General features: G+C 63.5%; 17 protein-coding genes and 2 pseudogenes. 12 read left to right on the top strand and 7 right to left on the bottom strand.

Annotation, left to right across the window (positions count from 1 at the left end):
- Positions 1-4: 4 nt before the first annotated feature.
- From ACGFK1_RS15315 to ACGFK1_RS15340, 6 genes are all read right to left on the bottom strand, one after another.
- A complete protein-coding gene (locus ACGFK1_RS15315; RefSeq protein WP_393430372.1) occupies positions 5-3,901 on the bottom strand; it encodes a molybdopterin-dependent oxidoreductase in 3,897 nt (1,298 codons plus the stop codon).
- Between the two features lie 110 nt (positions 3,902-4,011).
- Positions 4,012-5,145 carry a calcium/proton exchanger gene (gene cax / locus ACGFK1_RS15320; protein WP_393430375.1) on the bottom strand — a complete coding sequence of 378 codons (1,134 nt, stop codon included), beginning with the start codon at positions 5,143-5,145 and terminating at the stop codon, positions 4,012-4,014.
- Positions 5,146-5,154: 9 nt separating this feature from the next.
- Complete coding sequence (locus ACGFK1_RS15325) at positions 5,155-5,547, bottom strand: universal stress protein (RefSeq protein ID WP_393430378.1); 393 nt, start codon at positions 5,545-5,547, stop codon at positions 5,155-5,157.
- Positions 5,544-7,094 carry a tripartite tricarboxylate transporter permease gene (locus tag ACGFK1_RS15330; protein ID WP_393430381.1) on the bottom strand — a complete coding sequence of 517 codons (1,551 nt, stop codon included), beginning with the start codon at positions 7,092-7,094 and terminating at the stop codon, positions 5,544-5,546. Before ACGFK1_RS15330 ends, ACGFK1_RS15325 begins: the two co-directional genes overlap by 4 nt.
- Positions 7,095-7,598 (bottom strand): tripartite tricarboxylate transporter TctB family protein, encoded by a 504-nt coding sequence (locus ACGFK1_RS15335; protein ID WP_393430384.1) that lies wholly within the window; start codon positions 7,596-7,598, stop codon positions 7,095-7,097.
- Positions 7,595-8,563 carry a Bug family tripartite tricarboxylate transporter substrate binding protein gene (locus ACGFK1_RS15340; protein ID WP_393431220.1) on the bottom strand — a complete coding sequence of 323 codons (969 nt, stop codon included), beginning with the start codon at positions 8,561-8,563 and terminating at the stop codon, positions 7,595-7,597. The genes ACGFK1_RS15335 and ACGFK1_RS15340 overlap by 4 nt, the downstream gene beginning before the upstream one ends.
- Before the next feature lie 132 nt (positions 8,564-8,695).
- Here ACGFK1_RS15340 and ACGFK1_RS15345 point away from each other — a divergent pair, with 132 nt between their 5' ends.
- Positions 8,696-10,321, top strand: coding sequence for an ATP-binding protein (locus ACGFK1_RS15345; protein WP_393430387.1), 1,626 nt, complete (start codon positions 8,696-8,698; stop codon positions 10,319-10,321).
- A complete protein-coding gene (locus tag ACGFK1_RS15350; protein WP_393430390.1) occupies positions 10,314-10,985 on the top strand; it encodes a response regulator in 672 nt (223 codons plus the stop codon). Before ACGFK1_RS15345 ends, ACGFK1_RS15350 begins: the two co-directional genes overlap by 8 nt.
- On the opposite strand, the pseudogene ACGFK1_RS15355 reads toward ACGFK1_RS15350, so the two are convergent.
- Positions 10,971-11,675: pseudogene (locus ACGFK1_RS15355) on the bottom strand (hypothetical protein). The gene ACGFK1_RS15350 and the pseudogene ACGFK1_RS15355 sit on opposite strands and share 15 nt — an antisense overlap.
- Between ACGFK1_RS15355 and ACGFK1_RS15360 the strand changes: the two are divergent.
- From ACGFK1_RS15360 to ACGFK1_RS15405, 10 genes and pseudogenes are all read left to right on the top strand, one after another.
- Positions 11,655-11,798, top strand: a pseudogene (locus ACGFK1_RS15360) (hypothetical protein); the annotation flags it as partial. The pseudogenes ACGFK1_RS15355 and ACGFK1_RS15360 overlap by 21 nt on opposite strands.
- Positions 11,799-11,843: 45 nt before the next feature.
- Positions 11,844-12,494 carry an IclR family transcriptional regulator gene (locus tag ACGFK1_RS15365; protein WP_393431223.1) on the top strand — a complete coding sequence of 217 codons (651 nt, stop codon included), beginning with the start codon at positions 11,844-11,846 and terminating at the stop codon, positions 12,492-12,494.
- A gap of 134 nt (positions 12,495-12,628) precedes the next feature.
- On the top strand, positions 12,629-13,342 hold the full coding sequence (locus ACGFK1_RS15370; RefSeq protein WP_393430392.1) for a transporter substrate-binding domain-containing protein: 714 nt from the start codon (positions 12,629-12,631) through the stop codon (positions 13,340-13,342).
- Between the two features lie 33 nt (positions 13,343-13,375).
- On the top strand, positions 13,376-14,101 hold the full coding sequence (locus ACGFK1_RS15375) for an amino acid ABC transporter permease (protein WP_393430395.1): 726 nt from the start codon (positions 13,376-13,378) through the stop codon (positions 14,099-14,101).
- 2 nt (positions 14,102-14,103) lie between these two features.
- A complete protein-coding gene (locus ACGFK1_RS15380; RefSeq protein ID WP_393430398.1) occupies positions 14,104-14,748 on the top strand; it encodes an amino acid ABC transporter permease in 645 nt (214 codons plus the stop codon).
- A 5-nt stretch (positions 14,749-14,753) separates the two neighbouring features.
- A complete protein-coding gene (locus ACGFK1_RS15385; protein WP_393431226.1) occupies positions 14,754-15,509 on the top strand; it encodes an amino acid ABC transporter ATP-binding protein in 756 nt (251 codons plus the stop codon).
- A 40-nt stretch (positions 15,510-15,549) separates the two neighbouring features.
- On the top strand, positions 15,550-16,017 hold the full coding sequence (locus tag ACGFK1_RS15390) for a RidA family protein (protein ID WP_393430401.1): 468 nt from the start codon (positions 15,550-15,552) through the stop codon (positions 16,015-16,017).
- A gap of 80 nt (positions 16,018-16,097) precedes the next feature.
- Positions 16,098-17,267, top strand: coding sequence for an alanine racemase (locus tag ACGFK1_RS15395; RefSeq protein ID WP_393430404.1), 1,170 nt, complete (start codon positions 16,098-16,100; stop codon positions 17,265-17,267).
- A gap of 28 nt (positions 17,268-17,295) precedes the next feature.
- The gene (locus tag ACGFK1_RS15400) at positions 17,296-17,967 is read left to right on the top strand and encodes a bifunctional 4-hydroxy-2-oxoglutarate aldolase/2-dehydro-3-deoxy-phosphogluconate aldolase (protein ID WP_393430406.1); all 672 of its coding nucleotides are present in this window, start codon (positions 17,296-17,298) and stop codon (positions 17,965-17,967) included.
- Positions 17,918-18,925 (top strand): sugar kinase, encoded by a 1,008-nt coding sequence (locus ACGFK1_RS15405; protein WP_393430409.1) that lies wholly within the window; start codon positions 17,918-17,920, stop codon positions 18,923-18,925. The genes ACGFK1_RS15400 and ACGFK1_RS15405 overlap by 50 nt, the downstream gene beginning before the upstream one ends.
- The last annotated feature ends 18 nt before the right edge of the window (positions 18,926-18,943 follow it).

An 18,943-nucleotide genomic window follows, 5' to 3' on the forward strand; every position in this document is an offset into this window, starting at 1 on the left:
CGGGTCAATACACGTCGCGCACATAGCGTTTCGACGCGACGAGTTCGCGCTTGTAGTCGTGTGCGTCCTCGTCGGACATTGAGCCGTGCCGGCGGATGATCGACGTCAGCGCCGCATCGACGTCCTTGGCCATCCGGCTGGCGTCTCCGCACACGTAGAAGTGCGCGCCGTCGTCGAGCCAGCGCCAGACGTCGGCGCCGTAGTCGAGCATCTTGTGCTGTACGTAGACCCGATCGGCTTGATCGCGGGAGAACGCCAGGTCCAGTCGGTTGAGAAAGCCGTCGCGGACCATGTCCTCCAAATCATCGCGGTAGTAGTAATTCTCGCTGCGATGCCGGTCACCGAAGAACAGCCAATTGCGGCCGCTGTGCCCGAGCGCGCGGCGCTCCTGCAGGAAGCCGCGGAACGGCGCCACGCCGGTGCCGGGACCAACCATGATCATCGGGGTCCCGCCGTCTTCGGGTGGACGGAAGTGCGGTGAGCGCTGCAGGAACACCGGCGCCGCCGCCGCCCGGTCGGCAAGGAACGTCGAACACACGCCGCCGCGCAGGCCGCCGTCCCCACCCCGATACCGCACCACCGACACCGTCACCTGCACCTCGTGCGGGCTGATCAACGGACTCGACGATATCGAATAGCTTCGCGGTGTCAGCCGGACCAGGACCTCTTGCCACTCTTCGGGTTCCGCGCGCACGGCGAACTCCTGCACAACGTCGAGGCCGTTGCGATTCACCAACCACTTTGCGAGTTTGTCACGGTTGAGTTTTGGCGCTCGCACGAAGTCCAGCAGGTTGGGGGTAACCCGGCAGATGTCGTAGCACGTCAGCAGCGCATCCCGCAGGCTCTGCTCGTTGCCGTCGACTTGCACCGAGACGTCTCCGCTCAACCCGGTGGCCGACAACCAGGCGTCGACCGTCGACGGATTGTTGGTCGCATAAACCCCCAACGAATCGCCGACCGCATAGCTGACGTCGTACCCAGAGATGTCGAACCCGAACTGGCGCACCTCTTTCCGTGAGGTCGGCGCCGTCAGCACCGTATTGCGGGACAGCGGTGCGAGCAGGGGTTTGGCTCGGGTGAACGGTTCGATCGGCTTGGGACGCCCGGCGGTCGACGGGACGGTGACAGTCTCGGCGAGTAGGGCTGTCACCTTGTTGGCCCACCGATCCAGCGGCTCATCGTCATGAGCTTCACATTCGCTGCGCTCGAGCATCCGCGTGGCGCCCAGCGCCGCGAGCCTGCCGTCGATTGCCTTGGCGTGGCCGCAGAAGTCGGCATACGACCGGTCGCCGATGCCGAGCACGGCGTACCGAACTCCGGCCAAGGCGGGCGCGTCAGCGGAGTGCAGGCGGTGCCAGAATTCGGCGCCGTTGTCGGGCGGCCCGCCGTCGCCGAAAGTACTCGTGATCACCAGCACGTTCTTGGCGGCGGCCAACTCGCTCAACTGCAGTTCGTCCATGTTGACCAGCTGGGTGGCGCCGAGCCGGTCGGCGAGCCGGGCGGCGAAGTCCTCGGCATTGCCGGTTTGCGACGCCCACAACACCAACGGGCCTGCCTTCTCGGGCGATGCATCGGCCGCGACGGCGATACGCGAATACCGGCCGGCCAGCAGCCCGTCGATCCACAATCGGACATCGCCCGAGACAGGAGCGCAGGGCGGCAGCACCGGTACACCGGGGACGCCTTCGGCGAGTCCGGTGAAAAATGCTGCTAGATAGACCTTTTCGTCGTCGGTCAGGGTCGGCTTGACCACGTCGATACCCAATGGGTGCACCGACTTCACCGGCCGCAGGCTCACCGCGCACACCTTGAACTCCGGTTGCAGGGAGTCGGGATCGACGGCGTCGTTGGTCAGTGCGTTGATGGTCAGGTACTCGCCGTGTTCGTCGTTCCAGTGGAACGGCACAAAGCAGTTTCCCGGCAGCACCCGGTCGCTGATGACCGCGGGAAGCACCGCCCGGCCGCGACGCGATGTGAGTTCGACGGGCCGGCCCGCGACAATGTCGAGACCTGCGGCGTCGACAGGGTGCATCTCGACGTACGGTCCGCTGTCCAGCTTGTTGAGCTTGTCCACCTTGCCGGTTTTGGTCATGGTGTGCCATTGGTGTTGCAGCCGGCCGGTGTTGAGCACGAAAGGGAAGTCAGGAAAAGCTGGGTCGGGCAGTTCCCGCGGGTCCAGATGCGGTCGGGCGTGAAACACCGCGCGCCCGGACGGCGTCGGAAACGTCAGCACCCCGCCTGCGACATACCTGACCGGATTGCGGGCATCGCCGCCCGGTGGGCACGGCCACTGCATTGACGTCTGACGCAACCGCTGGTAGCTCACGCCGCGGAGGTCGTAGCCGGTCGTCGCGTTCGCGAACCGCCGGATGTCGTCGAAGATCTCCTCGCTGGACTGGTAGCCGAAGTGCTCGCCGAACCCCATCTGCGCGGCGACCTGACAGATCAGTCGCCAGTCCGGTCGGGCCTGCCCGGGCGGCGGAATCGACTGCTGCAGCAGCGTGACGTTGCGTTCCGAATTGACCATCACGGCTTCGGATTCGGCCCACAACGCGGCGGGCAGCACGATGTCCGCGTAGTGGTTGGTGGCGGTGGTGCGGTAGGCGTCTTGGGTGATGACGAGCTGTGCGGCCGTCAGCCCCGCGATCACGGTATTCCGATTGGCCACGCTGGCAACGGGATTGGTGCAGATGATCCAGCACGCCTTGACGGTCCCTTCGGCGAGTTGCTCGAACATGTCGATGGTGCCGGGTCCGACGTCCGAGCGAATGGTTCCGGGCGCCAGTCCCCACTGGTGCTCGACGAAGGATCTGTCGTCGGTGGAAAGAACCGACCGCTGCCCTGGCAGACCGGGCCCCATGTAACCCATTTCGCGCCCGCCCATCGCATTGGGCTGGCCGGTCAGCGACATCGGGCCGCTACCCGGCCTACAGATAGCGCCGGTGGCCAGGTGCAGGTTGCAGATCGCGTTGGTGTTCCAGGTGCCGTGAGTGCTTTGGTTGAGCCCCATTGTCCAGCAGCTCATCAACTCCCCCGCATCGGCGATCATCCGTGCGGCGGCGCGAATATCGGACTCGGCGAGACCTGTGATCTCGGCGACCCGGCGCGGCGGATAGTCGGCGAGAAACGCGGGCATATCGTCCCACCCGGTGGTGTGCTTGGCGATGAATTCTGCGTCGATTCCACCGTTCTGGACGAGAAGGTGCAGGATCCCGTTCAGCAGCGCCAGGTCGGTGCCAGGCTTGATCTGCAGGAAAAGATCAGCCCTCTCGGCTGTGGTGGTGCGGCGGGGGTCGACGACGATCAGCTTCGCACCGGCCTTGAGCCGGTCGGCCATCCGCAGATACAGGATCGGATGGCAATCGGCCATGTTGGAGCCGATGACGAAAAACAAGTCTGTGCAATCGAAGTCGTCGTACGAGCCGGGCGGCCCGTCGGCACCGAGCGATTGCTTGAATCCGGTTCCGGCGCTGGCCATGCAGAGCCGCGAGTTCGACTCGAGATGCACGGTGCGGATGAACCCCTTGGCGAGCTTGGTGGCCACGTATTGCGCTTCGAGGGACATCTGACCGGAAACGTAGAGCGCGACGGCGTCGGGACCGTGCTGGTCGATGATCTCGCGTAACCGCCGGCCGGCCTCGGCGACGGCATCGTCGACAGGGGTCGGGACATGTTCGTCGTCGCGGGTGGGACGCAGCAGCGCGGACGTCAGTCGGTCGCCGTCGGCCGTCATCATCTCGGCGTGGGTGGCGCCTTTGGTGCACAGTCGGCCGAAATTGGCCGGGTGCAGTTTGTCACCGGTGACGCGCGCGATGACGCGCTTACCGTCGCGTTCGGCGGTCTGCACTTCGATGCCGCAGCCGACGCCGCAATACGAGCACGCCGTCTTGATCACCGCCATGAGGCCATCGTGGGTGAGCTATGTTTCGCGCTCGTTTGCGGCGACGTTATCGCGGTGAAAACTGATCCTCACCCGGCGACAATCCGCGCGGTGAGCTGCGTCGCCGCAGGTCAGACGAAGTAGAAGGTGAGCGCGACCACAGCGTAGATAGCCAAGAGTTGCAGGCCCTCATACCACGTCGACTCGCCGCGCTGGGTTACCTCGTTGGCGATGATGACGGCCAGGAAGATCGCTCCGATTTCAAAGCCGTTGAACACCAATGCCATTGGGAATGGTCCGATGAAGAACGACGCGAGCACGAGCACGGGCGCGACGAACAGGGCGATCTGCGCCGCCGATCCGACCGCGATGTTGATCGAGATGTCCATCTTGTCGCGGCTGGCGAAGTAGACCGCGACCCAGTGTTCGGCGGCGTTGCCGACGATCGCCACCACGATGACGCCGACGAAAAACGGCGAAAGCCCGATCGCGTCCGACGCCTCGGTGATGGAATGCACCAGGATTTCTGACATCCAGCCGACTGCGCCACCGGCGATTGCCAGCATCAGCACGCTCTTGCGCACCGACCACGGTTCTCCGTCGTGGTCGTCGTCGCCATGCGGGTTGAACAGGTGCGCGTGGGTCTTCAGAGAAAACACCAGCCCGGCGGCGTATGACAACAGCAGCACGATGGCGACGCCGACTGACAGCGCCTGCAGATCGCCGGGAAACGCCACCGCCTTCGCCGTCGGGCTGGGCAGTCCACCGCCGGCGACAAGCTCGAATATCGCGGGCATCACCAGCGCGACCGTCGCAAGCAGCAGCATCAGCGACTGTGCGGTGGCCGCACGCAACTCGAAGCATTGCCGCTCCTGCTTGAGGCCACCCGCCAGCATCGACATGCCCAGCACCAGCAGGATGTTGCCGAGGATCGAGCCGACGAGTGAGGCCTTGACCACCTCCTGCAGCCCGGCGCCAAGCGCGAACAGCGCGATGATCAGTTCGGGGGCGTTGCCGAACGTGACGTTGAGCAGGCCCCCGATTCCCGGGCCCGACCTCGCTGCCAGTTCCTCGGTCGCCCGGCCCATCAGCGCCGCGGTCGGGATCACGCCCAACGCGGAAGCGAAGAACACCAGCACAGCGCCGGCGTGCATGGACTCCAGCGCGATCGCGACGGGGATCAGCGGCACCAGAAGATAGGGCCAGCCTTCACCTGTCAGCAGGTACGGCTTACCGCGGCTGCCCGCCGTCGCGTCGCCCCCCATGCACTCGGCCTACATCTCGGCGGGCTTGACCGCCAGCACCGGCTTGGGACACTCCAGGAGTAGCTGCTGCGACACGCTGCCCAGCAGCAGCTTGCCGACCGGGCTGCGGTGCCGGATACCGATCACCAGCAGTTCGGCCTCGGGACGGTCCATCGCCTTGAGCAATTCTTCGGCGGGGTCGACCCCGACGGGCTGGGACAGCTCGTACTCGACGCCGCAGTCGGTGAGCTGGTCTTCGATGTTGTGGATTTCACCGGACTGCGCGAAGCGGGCGTCGACATACGCATTGCCAGGGGTGGAGTTGATCACATGCAGCGATGTCCCGCGCACTTTGGCTTCGGCGATGCCGTGCTCGAGTGCCGCGCGGCCGAACATATCCGCGCTGTATCCGATGACGATCATGCTTGAGCCGCCTTCTCTTTCTGGTCCGCGTCGTCCTGCACGACCAGCAGGGTTTCCTCGCTGCGATGCATCAAACGCAGCACCAGTGGAGTCAGCAGCAGAATCACCATCAAAACGTAGACCGCAATCGCGACGGGCTCGGTGAACAGGCTGCTCCAGTCACCGCCGCCCAGTTGCAGGGCTTGGCGCAACTGACGCTCGATGCGTGGGCCGAGAATGACGCCGATGATCAACGGCAGCACCGGAAGGCCGAAGCGACGCATCATCAGGCCAAGCAGGCCGAACACCAACAGCAACGCGAGGTCGAGCGGTTGCACGTTCACCGCGAGCGCGCCGAGCGTCGCGAAGAACAGGATGCCCGCGTACAGGTACGGCCGCGGGGTGCGCAGCAGCTTGGCCCACAGCGGCGCCAGCGGGAGGTTCAGCACCAGCAACATCAGGTTGCCGATGAAGAGGCTGGCGATCAACGTCCAGATCAGCAGCGGCTCCTTCTCGAAAAGTGTTGGGCCGGGCTGAATTCCGTAGGACACGAACGCGGTTAGCATGACCGCGGCGGTGGCGTTGGTGGGCAGGCCGAGCGACAGCATCGGCACCAATGTGCCTGCGGCGGAAGCGTTGTTGGCCGCTTCCGGTCCCGCGACACCCTCGATCGCTCCCCTGCCGAACTCGGCATCATGCCCGCTGCGCTTCGCGAACCGCTTCTCGGTGATGTACGACAGGAACGTCGGCAGCTCGGCCCCACCGGCGGGCAGCGCGCCGAACGGGAATCCGAATGCGGTGCCGCGCAGCCACGGCTTCCACGACCGCCGCCAGTCGTCGCGGCCCATCCAGGGTCGACCGACGGGAATCACCTCGGCTGGTCGGCGGCGCAGATGTGCGGCCACCCAGAGCGCCTCGCCGACGGCGAAGATGGCGACCGCGATCACGACGATGTCGATGCCGTCGGACAGCTGCGGAATCCCGAACGTCGCGCGCGGCTGACCGGTCAGGAAGTCGATGCCGACGACGCCGATGGCCAAACCGAGGAACAGCGAAATGGCACCGCGCAGCTTCGACGCACCGAGTACCGCGGTCACCGCGACGAGGGCGAACAACATGATCGCGAGGTACGACGGGGCACCCAGGGTGACGGCGAATCTCGAGATCGGTGGTGCGAATGCGGCCAGGAGGGCGGTGCCGATGGCACCCGCGACGAAGGAGCCGATGGCGGCGGTGGCAAGCGCTTGCGCGGCCCGGCCTGCCTTGGCCATCTTGTTGCCCTCGATCGCGGTGATCACCGACGACGATTCACCGGGCGTGTTCAACAGGATCGAGGTGGTCGAGCCACCGTACATGCCGCCGTAGAAGATGCCTGCGAACATGATGAACGCCGCGCTGGGGCTGACGTTGTACGTGACGGGCAGCAGCAGCGCGACCGTCATGGCTGGGCCGATGCCGGGAAGCACGCCGACCGCGGTGCCGAGGAGCACGCCGATGACGGCATAGAGCAGATTGGTCGGCGTTGCGGCCTGCTCGAAGCCTTGCAGGAGCCAGTTCAAATTGTCCATCTACAGAATCCCGTCCAGAATGCCTGCGGGCAACGGGATTCCGAGCCCGGAGTAGAACGCGTAGAAGCTGGCGACGGACAGCACCGCGCCGATGACGATGTTCCGCAGGTAGTGATGGTTGCCCAAGATGGTGGCCGCGCCCGCGAACAACAGGGTGCCCGCGATCGCCCAACCCAGTGGATTGACGAGGACGATGACGGCCACGAACAGCCCGACGAGCAGTCCGACGGTGCGCCAGTCACCTGGGGTGTTGGGGTCGACGTCCTCGCCTGCGTCCGCCTCGCCCACCGAGCCGCGCGGAATGACAACGGCCAGCGCGATTGCCAGCAGGATCAAGATGGCGCCGATGCCGATCGGGAACAGTCGTGGGCCAACGGGGTCCACCTTGGCGAAGCCGGCCTCGAGGCTGAGGGCGTCGTAGATCAAGAACGCGCCGACGGCGACCATCACCACGCAAACGATGTATTGCGCCTTGTCTATTGTTTTCGAGGCCGGGCTGGTCATATCAGCCCCAACTCGGTGAGCGTCGACGAGACCCGGTTGTCCTGGTCCTTCAGGAACTGTTCGAATTGTGCGCCGGTCATGAATGCATCGGTCCAACCGTTTTTCACCAGCGCCTCCTTCCACTGCTGTGTGCCGTGCATGTCTTCGAGTACTTTGACCATCGCCTGTTTGGCACCGTCCGAGATGCCGGGTGGCGCAAGGACTCCGCGCCAGTTGGCGAAGGTGAGATCGATGCCCGACTCCTTGAGGGTGGGCGCATCGACGCCTTGCACCCTCTTGTCGCTGGACACTGCCAGCACCCGCAGTTGGCCGGCCTCCATCTGGTCGATCAGCTCGCCGGGGCTCGACGTGCCGACCGTCACCTTCTTGCCCAGCAGCGCAGTCAGGAGGTCGCCGCCACCGTCGTAGGTGATGAAGTTTACCGACTTCGGTTCCACGCCAACGGCTTTGGCGAGCTCCATCGGGAACAGGTGATCGGGTCCGCCGGGTGAGGAGCCTCCACCGATGGTGACCTTCGCCGGGTCGGCTTTCCACGCTGCGACGAAATCCTGCACCGTCTTGAACGGCGAATCGGCGGGTACGAAGATCGCGCCGGGGTCTTCGATCAGCTTGGCCAGCGCGGTCGCGTCGGATGCCCGGGCCTTGGATCCGTTGGTGTAGGTGGCGCCGACGACGCCGAGCCCCATGGTCATCATGAGGTCGTCGTTGCCCTTTTCGTTCATCAACCGCGCCATCGCGACGGTGCCGCCTGCGCCGATGACATTGAAGACCTCGACGCGACCGGTGATGTCGTCGTCCTCCATGATCTTGACGGCGGTACGCGCGGTGAGGTCGTAGCCCCCGCCAGGGCTGTTCGGCACCATCATTCGAAGCCGGTGCAGACCCTGTGTGTGGTCGCCTTTCGTGACGCCGCAGGCCGATAGCAGAAGCGCGGCGATCAGCGCGACGATCAGGCCGGCGAGCATCTGTTGCCGTCGCAACATTGGTTGTCCCCAATCACTGGTTTGTGATGCTCAGCAATACTGGACCCCTGCAGTGACCCGCGTCACTGATGAGTACGCAAAGGAAGTATTGGTCGTTGTGAACAATCGCGAACGATGAGGCCTCCGCTGATCCGCAGCTTCCGCAGCCTGGCGGGCCAGTTCCTGGTGTTCCAGTTGCTGGTGGTCGCCATCGTGCTGGTCGCGGTCGCGGCGGTGTCAGTGGCTCAGTCCGCCCGGGAGTTCCGCGATGTGCGCGGTCAGCGGATGATCGCGGTCGCCGAGAACATGGCGTCGACGCCGGTCGTGCGTGACCGCTATGCCGACCCGTTCGCCAGCAAGGTGCTCGCGCCCGAGGTGGACCGCGCCGTGGCGCTGTCGGGCGCCGGCTTGGCGGAGATCCTCGATCCGGACGGCACCGTGCGCGTGTCATCGGATCCGTCAAGGCTGGGTCAGCGGATGAACCTCGGCCCCAGTCGCGCCGATGAAGGCCGGGCGTGGTTCGGCGACGACACCATCGAAGGGGTGCACAGCCTGGTCGGCCAGGTGCCGATCTTGTCGATCAACGGCGACGTGCTGGCGGTCGTGTCGGTGAGCGAACCGTATCCGTCGATTTGGCAACTGCTGAGCGGCGCCGGTGAGCGGTTGTTGATTTATCTGAGTCTCGGGGCAGCGCTCGGTTTGGTCGCGTCGTATCTGTTGTCGCGACGCATCAAGCGGCACACCCGGGGCTTGGAAATCGCCGAGATCGCCGGCCTCGCCGAACATCGGGAAGCATTGCTGCACAGCATCCGTGAGGGTGTGGTCGCGGTGAACAACGAAGGCGTTGTCACGTTGCTCAACGACAGTGCGCAGGACCTGCTCGGGGTGTCCCCGTCGGCAGTCGGCCGCCGCGTCGACAGCGTCGGCCTCGAACCCGCCGTGGTCGAGTTCCTGTTGTCAGGTGAAGACGGACGTGATGTCGTGATCGCCACCCGGACAAGAGTTTTGGCGTTGAACCGGCGGGCAGCGACCAGCCAAGGTCAGCAATTCGGCACCGTTACGACGATGCGTGACAGCACCGAACTGGCCGCCCTGCAGGGCCAGCTGTCGTCCCACAAGAGCGTCACCGACACCCTGCGGGCACAGACGCATGAGTTCGCCAACCAACTGCACACGATTTCGGGATTGGTGCAGTTGGGTGAGTACGACTCGGTGCGTGACCTGGTCGGGACGTTGACCCGGCGGCGCGCGGAGATCAGCGACGCGGTGACGCAGCGCATCTCCGATCCGGCCGTTGCGGCGTTGGTGATCGCGAAGACGTCGCTGGCCGCGGAGAGCGGGGTGTCGCTGGAGATTGCAGCGGATTCGCATCTGGCGGCCCTGGACCCGGCACTGGCCACCGATGTCATCACGCTGTTGGGCAACCTCATCGACAATGCGGTCGACGTTTCGGTCGGGGCGAATCCGGCCACGGTCAGGGTCGGCATCCAGGACCGCGATGGGCTGACGATCTCGGTGGCGGACTCCGGACCCGGTGTGCCCGAACATCTTCGCGAGGAGATCTTCGCCAGGGGCGTCACGTCGAAGCCCGACGTGCCAGGCGGCCGCGGTATCGGGCTGGCATTGGTGCGCCTGGTGAGCGCCCAGCACGGCGGCACGGTGGAGGTCAGTAACGGCCCAGCGGGCGGGGCGGTGTTCGTGGTGCGGTTGCCGGTCGGGACGGCGGCGGTGTCATCGGTGGAGAGGACGGCGCATGCGTGACGTTCTGGTGGTCGACGACGATTTCATGGTCGCCGAAATCCACCGCCGCTTCGTCGAACAGGTCGACGGTTTCCGGGCGGTGGGCGTGGCCCGCACCGGCGCGGAAGCGCTGTCCGCGGCGCGCGATTTGCGCCCGCAGTTGATCCTGCTGGACGTGTATCTGCCCGACATGACCGGTCTCGATGTGTTGCAGCGGTTGCGATCTGCAGGTGACCGGGTCGGCGTCATCATGATCACTGCGGCCCGCGAACTCGACACCGTCAAGGGTGCGCTCGACGGTGGTGCGGCGGACTTCCTGATCAAGCCATTCGAGTTTCCGCAATTGAAGGCCAAATTGGAGGCGTTCGCCGCCCGAGCGGATGCGTTGGAGTCCGCGGGCGGCGTCGACCAGTCGTTGATCGACTCGCTGTTCGGTGGCCCGCCTGCCGCCTCGCCACAGGAGGTGCTGCCCAAGGGGCTGGGCGCAGAGACGGGGCGACTGGTGCTGGACGCAGTGCGCGATGCCGGCGAGGTATCGGCCGCGGAATGCGCTGAGCTGGTGGGCATTTCGCGGGTCAGCGCGCGCCGGTACCTCGAGCACTATCTCGGCACCGGCGCGCTGGAGTTGCGGCTGCAATACGGCGTCGGCCGGCCGGAACGACGCTATCGTTTAGGCGGCGTGTAGGTCGGTTAGTGCGATGCCGATGCTGATTTCGACTTCGCTGATTGAGATCGTCGGCGCTCCCGGCGGCGGTGGTGCGGTCGAGCGGTAGCGAGCACTCGTCGGAGTGAGGAACTCGGCTGTGTGCGAGCCATTCTCCTGAGCTGTCGACACCCGCCAACCCGGTGCTTCCTTGACATGGTTGCACCGCTCACACTCCCTCAACCCGTTGAGCGCACCGGTCCACCCCCCGCAGCCACCGGCAACAACGCTGTCACATACGTCATGCAATGCGGGGCCGGCCGAATGGTCACCGCCCGATCGCCTTAGCTTTTGCCGCCCGATCGGCCAGGGCCTGCGCATCCGACCGCGCCGCGATCTCCCTGGCCGCGGCCACCATGCGCGCATTATGCAAACCCTCGAGCTTCGCGGTGTCCACTCCGATTCCCGCGCAATCAACGTCGCCCGCCACTCCGACAGCACACCGCACGCCAACGCAGCCAGCGTGTGCGGCATCTCGTACACCAACACGTTCGCCAACCCCGGATGCCAACCCCCGCCCCTGCCTCGCCCTACCGAGGCCGACATTGCAGACGACGCAGGCCGGCAACTGGATTTCCTCTTGACGACCAAGTCCCCACGGAATAGCCTTGTTTGCAAAACAGAACGATGTTTTGCATTGCACAATAGACTATGACTACAAACCCTCGAAATAACTCTTCGTCGCTCAGACGGGCGCTCGCGCTCCTCGGTGTCTTGAGCCGGCCCGACGGAAGATCAGACGCATTGCGAAGCGGTTACTCACTGACCGAATTGGCAACCGCCGTTGAGGCGTCGAAGAGCACGGTGCTCCGACTGCTATCGCCCCTGTTGGAAGCTCGATTGGTCGAACAGCGCAGCGACGGAAGCTACGCGATCGGAGTCGGCGCGGTGACGCTGGGAAGCGCCTACTTGAAGGACCTTGATTTGAGGTCGGTTGCGCAGCCGGTTCTCGCTCGCCTCGCCTACGCCGCCAACGAGACGGCCCACCTCGTGGTCTACAGCGAGGGGCAGGTGGTCTACGTGGACAAGCAGGCTGGTCCGTCACCCATTCAGATGGCTTCGCGAGTGGGTGATCGCGCGGACGTTCACTCGACGGGCGCGGGTAAGGCAATTCTGGCGCACTTGCCGGATGGGGAATTTCGGCGTGTGGTGGCGGCGGGCCTGCCGGCACATACGCCGTCCACACTGATCACATCGGACGACCTCGCCGCCGATCTCAACCGCGTGCGCGCCCGGGGCTTCAGTGTCGATGATGTCGAGAACGAACACGGAATCCGATGTGTTGCCGCCCCAGTGTTTGATCACAACGAAAAGGTCGTTGCCGCAATCAGTCTCGCCGGACCCGCGGATCGCATCAAGGCGAACCTGGACGATCTTGCGAACTTGATTGTGGCTGGGGCCAATGAGATTTCTGGGCACCTCGGGGCTCAGACCGACCGGTCGAGGGACTGTTCGGAAGCCCAATCCGCTGGAACGAAGGATGCATTATGAGAGTGCATGGAACCGCTATCGCTTCAGTCGCCGCTGTTCTATTGGCAGCGATCGCCGTGGCAGGGTGTACCCCTGGCACCACAAGTGACGGAGGCGGCGGCAACTCCGTCCAAGCTGCAGCCGACTCGTCCGCATTGAAGTCGGTTCTCAAGCGCGGCACCGTCAGGGTCGGTGACTGCCTCTCCTTCGCGCCGTTCGGTTTCAAGAACGAAAAGGGCGATCCAGACGGATACGACGTGGACATCGCGAAACGTCTCGCCGAGGATCTAGGTGTCAAGCTCGAAGTGATCGACACGACGTCGGCCAACCGAATTCCCAACCTGCAGACCGACAAGGTCGATGTGGTCATCTGCAACTTCACTCGGAACGGAGAACGCGCTCGAGAGATCGAATTCACCGATCCGTATGTCGTTGCCGGTGAGGCGCTTCTCGTCAACAAGGGCAGTGGAATCTCCTCGGCGCAGGACCTTCGGGGCAGGACTGTCGCCACGGTCAAGGGATCAACGAATGCTGACGTCTTGCACGACATGGGTATCGACGTCAGGACTGACGAATATGACACCTCGCAAGCGGCCATCCTGGCGGTCAAGCAGAGACAGGCCGACACCATGATCGAAGACTCGAATTTCCTTGCCTACCAGGCAAAGCTGAACCCCGGCCTCGAGGTGACGAAGGGCACACTTGTGCCGTTGGAGTACAACGCATTTGGTGTGAAGCAGGGCGACCAGGTCTGGCTCAACTACTTGAACCAGTTTCTGTTCCGGCTGAACACCTCGGGGACGAACAAGCAGCTCTACAACAAGTGGTTCGGAGTCGACCCGACCTATCCGCTCAATCCTCAGTACTAGGCACGGCGATCGCTGGAACGAGAGGAGGTTCAAGTGCTTTACCAGTGGCGTACGGTCCTCGAGTATTTGCCCGAATTCCTACGGGGCATGGGCCTGACACTGTGGATCACCGTGCTTGCTTTCGCTCTGGCGCTCGTGTGCGCGCTTGCCTCGGCACTGGCTCGAAACTCGACGGTAGCGGCTCTGCGCTTAATTGCCGGTGCCTATGTTGAAGTCGTACGGAACACTCCGGTGCTGCTACAGATCTTTGTGGTGTTCTTCGCATTCCCATCCTTGGGTGTGCGACTGGATGCGGTTACCGCGGGCGTGGTGGCCATCGGAGTCAACGTTGGCGCCTACCTGAGTGAAGTGTTTCGTGCTGGGATCTCATCAGTACCGCGCGCTCAGCGCGAAGCAGCCCAAGTTCTCGGCCTGTCGCCACGACGTACTTTCATCTCGGTGATTGCGCCGCAGGCATTGCGCAACGTCTATCCGGCGACAATCAACAATTTGATTCAGGTTCTCCTCGGCACGTCCCTGTTGACGGCTATCGCCGTGCCTGAGCTCACTGGCGTTGCCACGGTCGTTAATGCGCGGACTCTGCTCTTTGTGCAAGTCTTCGCCATTGCCTTAGTTCTCTACCTGGTGCTGAGCAACGTCCTGTCGATCGTGGCTGGTTTTATCGGCAGGGCGCTGTTCAAGCCCCCGCTGGAGCAGATGCGTCCAGGCCTGTGGCCGATCAGGCGCGGCCGGACTGCCGTCACCGAGGCAGCGGTGTGAACGTGGAGCTGATCTGGACCAGTTTGCCCCAATTGCTGCGGGCATTCTGGGTGACGCTTGAGCTCACGGGTGTCTCCGTCATCGGATGTACGGTCATCGGTTTGGTAGTGGGTGGGGTGCGTACCTCGAAGGTCCCGATCGCCTCGCAACTTGCCCGCGCGTATGTAGAGATCTTCCGCGGGTCCCCACTTCCGATCACCCTGCTGTTCGTGTACTTCGGCGCAGCCCTGTACCTCGGCTTCAGCGCGAACCTGTTTGGCGCGGCAGCCGTTGGATTGAGCATTTACCACGGCGCCTATGTGGCCGAACTTCTTAGGTCAGGAATCGAGGCTGTCCCCGTCGGCCACCGCGAGGCGGCTCGTACCCTCGGCTTGTCCCAGATGCAGATCTTCAGATTCGTCGTACTCCCCCAGACACGGCGGATCGTTCTCCCACCACTGGTCGGGCAGTACATCTCGTTGATCAAAGACACCTCCATTGCCTTCGTCATCGGTCTGGTTGAGCTTATGAAAGCCGGTCAATCCATCGTGGACCGGACTGCCGATCCGATTCCCATTTATCTCACAGTCGCGGCCTTGTATTTCGTCACGTGCTATCCACTTTCGCTGTGGGTGCGCAGACACGAGAGAAAGCTGGTTCCGGCATGACAGCAATGCCACTTCGAGAACAGCCCATCGGCAGTAGCCTCGAACTTCGTTCCGTGACAAAAGCATTCGGCGATGTGCAGGTGCTCAAGAATATCGACCTCGACGTAGCCAGTGGTGAAGTCGTCGTCCTCATCGGCGCGTCCGGGTCGGGCAAGAGCACGTTGCTTCGCATCATGTGCGGGCTCGAGACGTCGGATTCCGGACGCGTCATTGTCGGAGGCGTCCCACTTCACGACCCCAAGCGCGCGCCGGAGATCCGCGGCCATGTCGGACTTGTCTTTCAGCAATTCAACCTGTTTCCGCACCTGGATGCGCTCGGGAATGTCACCCTCGCCCTGCGAAAGGCACTCAAGATGAGTAAGGCCGAAGCGCGGGATGTTGGCATGCAGAGCCTCGAGAGGGTCGACATGCACGACCGCTATGCCAACTACCCGTCGCAACTCTCTGGCGGCCAGCAGCAGCGGGTCGCCATTGCGCGGGCCCTCGCTGTGAACCCACGCATCATGTTCTTCGACGAGGCGACCTCCGCGTTGGACCCGGAATTGGTCGGAGAGGTCACATCCGTCATGCGCAAGCTGGCTGCAGACGGGATGACCATGGTGGTCGTCACCCACGAGATGGGTTTCGCACAGCGCACCGCTGATCGTGTCGTGTTCATGGATGGCGGTGTCATTGCTGAGCAAGGAGATCCCGCCAAAGTTCTGAAACAACCCGAACATCCTCGTACACAGCAGTTCCTCGCCCGAGTGCTCGAAGCTTGATCGACCTGTCGCACCACAACGTCAGAAAGAGGAAACCCAAATGTCGACCGCCGATACCCTTGCAGCACTTGGCCTGGAGCTGCCACCTGTTCCCGTGCCTGTAGCGAACTATGTTCCCGCGCGAGTCCACGGCAATCTTGTGTTCTCTTCGGGACAGACTCCGACCCGCGCGGGTGAGCTCCTCATGAAGGGCAAGTTGGGCCGCGATTTCACGGTGGAGCAAGGTCAGGAGGCCGCGCGCCTTTCGATCCTGAACTGCCTGGCGGCATTGTCGGCGGAATTGGGCTCACTCGATGCCATCGACAGCATCGTCAAGTTGACTGGGTTCGTCGCCAGCGCAGAAGGGTTCGAGGATCAGCCTGCGGTCATCAACGGAGCCTCCCTCCTTCTCGAGCAGGTATTCGGCGAACGAGGGCGGCACGCACGCTCGGCGCTTGGTGTGGCCGAGCTACCGTATGGCGCGCCTGTAGAGGTCGAATTGATCGTCAGCACAAAGCCAGGGCCATGATGACCACTGCAGCGCGCCACGATCCGTTCTATAAGTCAGCGCCGGAGGAGGGTCATCGACCGATTCCGGTCGGGACGGATGTGCTCGCCGACGGGACGGTGTTCTCTCCGGTGATGGTTTTGAAGGCCTCCGCGCTCGCACACAATATCGCCGCGCTGCACTCGTACTGCGACGACAATCGCGTGCTGGTGGCCCCGCACGGCAAGACGACGATGTCTCCAGAGCTCATCAACGCACAGCTTTCTGCAGGCGCATGGGCGATCAGTGCTGCCACGCCGGCTCAGGTCCGGGCGTTCTGGGAGTTCGGTGTTCGCAGGATTCTTCTGGCCAACGAGCTGGTCGACCCCGCCGGCATTGCGTGGATCGCCCAACATCTGGCCAGCCACGAGCAGCACGAATTCTTCTGCTACGTCGATTCACTTCATGGCATCCACATTCTTGAAGAGATTCTCGGTGCCCTCGATATCGCCGTGCGGTTGGAAGTCCTTGTCGAACTCGCCAGACAAGGGACCCGAACCGGGGTTCGAACGCTCGCCGAGGCGAAGCAAGTGGCACGCGCTGCCGCAGAGTCGCCGCACCTGAGGCTGCGCGGAGTGGCGGGTTACGAGGGTGCGCTCGTGTCGAACCGAGAGGAGGAGTCCATCGAAGCGGTCGCCTCCTACTGTCGCTTCGTCACTGACGCTGCGGCGGCCCTTGACGAAGAACAGCTTTTCGACGGGCCTGACGTCATTCTCAGCGTGGGCGGCGGAGCCTTCTTCGACATCGTTGTCGATGTCCTCAAAGAAGCCGCACTGCCATACTCAAAGCCTCTGCCCCTGATCCGACCGGGCTGTTATATCACTCACGACCACGGCCTGTACGAGCGGATTGCCGCTTTCGCCCAACCCGGTTCTTCTCGCAGTCTGCAACCCGCCCTTGAGATTTGGGGACGGATCCTTTCTCGCCCAGAGACCGGACTGGCGTTCGCTGATTTCGGTCGTCGCGATGTGGCGTTCGATCAGGATATGCCGGTGGTCCTCACGGTCGCGGGGTTCAAGGGTGAGGCTCGTCGTCCAGGGGATGGATTCGTTATCACGGCCCTGAACGACCAGCACGCATTCATCACGCTTCCCGCAGATGACCCAGTGAAGCCAGGCGACTGGATTGGATGTGGTATCTCACACCCGTGCACCACCTTTGACAAGTGGCGACACATTCCCCTTGTCGACGACAACTATGTCGTCACTGGGTCGGTCACGACCTACTTCTGAATTCCTAGACCCCAGGAGTTGCATGCCTATGGCCGCTTTGCGCCCGGTACGACAAGAGTTGCCGTATCCCATCGTTGCCACCCGCGTGGTTGCCATATTGCGTTCCACCGCGAGCACGCACCTGGTCTCAGTAGCGATAGCCTTGCGGGACGCGGGCATTCGGTGCATCGAGGTCACGCTCACCACGCCAGGCGCACTCGAGTCGATCGCGGGAATCCGCGATGCGCTCGGCGACTCCGCGGACATAGGTGCCGGCAGCGTCCTGACGGTCGGGGAGCTCGAGGCCGCGATCCACATGGGCGCTTCTTATACCTTGTCACCTTGTTTGAATCTGAGAGTTGTGGAGCGCGCGCAGGAATTGAGCACTCCTCATATTCCGGGCGCCGCCACACCGACTGAAGTGTTCGCTGCGTGGGAAGCGGGCGTCCCGGCAGTCAAGATCTTCCCTGCCGCCCAGCTTGGGGGCCCTGGTTTTGTTCGAGCGCTCCGGGACCCGATGCCCGCACTGAAGCTGATTCCTACAGGTGGGGTACAGCATGCTCACGCCGCTGACTATCTGCAGGCAGGAGCAGTTGCGCTCGGCGTCGGGTCTCCGCTGATTCAAGACGCTTTGGTACGTGGTCCGGATGACGGCCTCCGTGGGAGAGTGCATGAACTTCTCGCCGCGGTTAAGCCTTGGCAGCAGGGGACAGATGTCTGACCAGTCGGGAGGCTATCCGCAACTCGTCACCATGGGTGAGACGATGGCCCTGCTCACTCAGGAACGTCCAACCCCGTTGCGACACACCCGCACCCTGGAGTTGAGCGTGGGCGGGTCAGAGTCCAATGTCGCCATTGGTGCCTCGCGTTTAGGAGTCGCCAGTGCCTGGATAGGTCGTGTCGGTGACGATGAACTCGGGCGCCTCGTGAGTCGCGAGTTGCGCGCCGAAGGCGTACGAACCTTCGCGTCAGAGCATCCGACGCGCCCGACCGCGATCATGCTCAAGGCGGCGCGGACCAGTCGCTCGGTGCACGTTACCTACTATCGCTCCAATAGCGCAGGATCGACCCTTGGACCCGAGGACGTCGACCCGGGACTTCTGAGCAATGCGAAGGTCTTTCACACCAGTGCGATAACGCCGGCGCTCAGTGAGACCGCGACCGTGGCCGTCCGGGAGAGCATCGAGATTTGCCGCGCGTCCGGCACACTCGTCTCAGTCGACTTGAACTTTCGTCGTGCCCTGTGGAGTGAAAGCGAAGCGTGCGAGGAATTCCGACACCTCGCATCGAAAGCCGACATCATCTTTGCCACGGAGGAAGAGGCTAGAATTCTTTGCAAGGCAGCCGATCACGTATCGATGGCTCGTGAGCTCACCTCGTACGGAAGTGACATCGCCGTGGTAAAGAGGGGCGCCCTCGGCGCCGTTGCGGTTATTCAGGGTGTAGAACACATCATCGACGCTGTTCCCGTTGAAGTGATCGACTCGGTCGGCGCCGGAGACGCGTTCGCCGCTGGTTTCCTCTCGGCATTGATTTCCGGTCACGAGAGCCATACAGCTCTGCGCTGGGCAGCGCTGATGGGGGCGTGGTCCGTCTCCACCTTTGGAGACTGGCAGGGACTTCCTTTTCTGCATGAACTCGAAACGTTGTCGAGCCCAGGCGATGTAGTGCGGCGCTGAGCTGGCATGCGCCGTGCC

This window comes from Mycobacterium sp. NPDC048908 (assembly GCF_043197955.1).
Taxonomy (GTDB): domain Bacteria; phylum Actinomycetota; class Actinomycetes; order Mycobacteriales; family Mycobacteriaceae; genus Mycobacterium.

Excerpts from the sequence above, each read along its gene's own strand:
- ACGFK1_RS15315 (WP_393430372.1), bottom strand. The coding sequence starts at position 3,901 with ATGGCGGTGATCAAGACGGCGTGCTCGTATTGCGGCGTCGGCTGCGGC.
- cax (WP_393430375.1), bottom strand. The coding sequence starts at position 5,145 with ATGGGGGGCGACGCGACGGCGGGCAGCCGCGGTAAGCCGTACCTGCTG.
- ACGFK1_RS15325 (WP_393430378.1), bottom strand. The coding sequence starts at position 5,547 with ATGATCGTCATCGGATACAGCGCGGATATGTTCGGCCGCGCGGCACTC.
- ACGFK1_RS15330 (WP_393430381.1), bottom strand. The coding sequence starts at position 7,094 with ATGGACAATTTGAACTGGCTCCTGCAAGGCTTCGAGCAGGCCGCAACG.
- ACGFK1_RS15335 (WP_393430384.1), bottom strand. The coding sequence starts at position 7,598 with ATGACCAGCCCGGCCTCGAAAACAATAGACAAGGCGCAATACATCGTT.
- ACGFK1_RS15340 (WP_393431220.1), bottom strand. The coding sequence starts at position 8,563 with ATGCTCGCCGGCCTGATCGTCGCGCTGATCGCCGCGCTTCTGCTATCG.
- ACGFK1_RS15345 (WP_393430387.1), top strand. The coding sequence starts at position 8,696 with ATGAGGCCTCCGCTGATCCGCAGCTTCCGCAGCCTGGCGGGCCAGTTC.
- ACGFK1_RS15350 (WP_393430390.1), top strand. The coding sequence starts at position 10,314 with ATGCGTGACGTTCTGGTGGTCGACGACGATTTCATGGTCGCCGAAATC.
- ACGFK1_RS15385 (WP_393431226.1), top strand. The coding sequence starts at position 14,754 with ATGCCACTTCGAGAACAGCCCATCGGCAGTAGCCTCGAACTTCGTTCC.
- ACGFK1_RS15390 (WP_393430401.1), top strand. The coding sequence starts at position 15,550 with ATGTCGACCGCCGATACCCTTGCAGCACTTGGCCTGGAGCTGCCACCT.
- ACGFK1_RS15400 (WP_393430406.1), top strand. The coding sequence starts at position 17,296 with ATGGCCGCTTTGCGCCCGGTACGACAAGAGTTGCCGTATCCCATCGTT.
- ACGFK1_RS15405 (WP_393430409.1), top strand. The coding sequence starts at position 17,918 with ATGAACTTCTCGCCGCGGTTAAGCCTTGGCAGCAGGGGACAGATGTCT.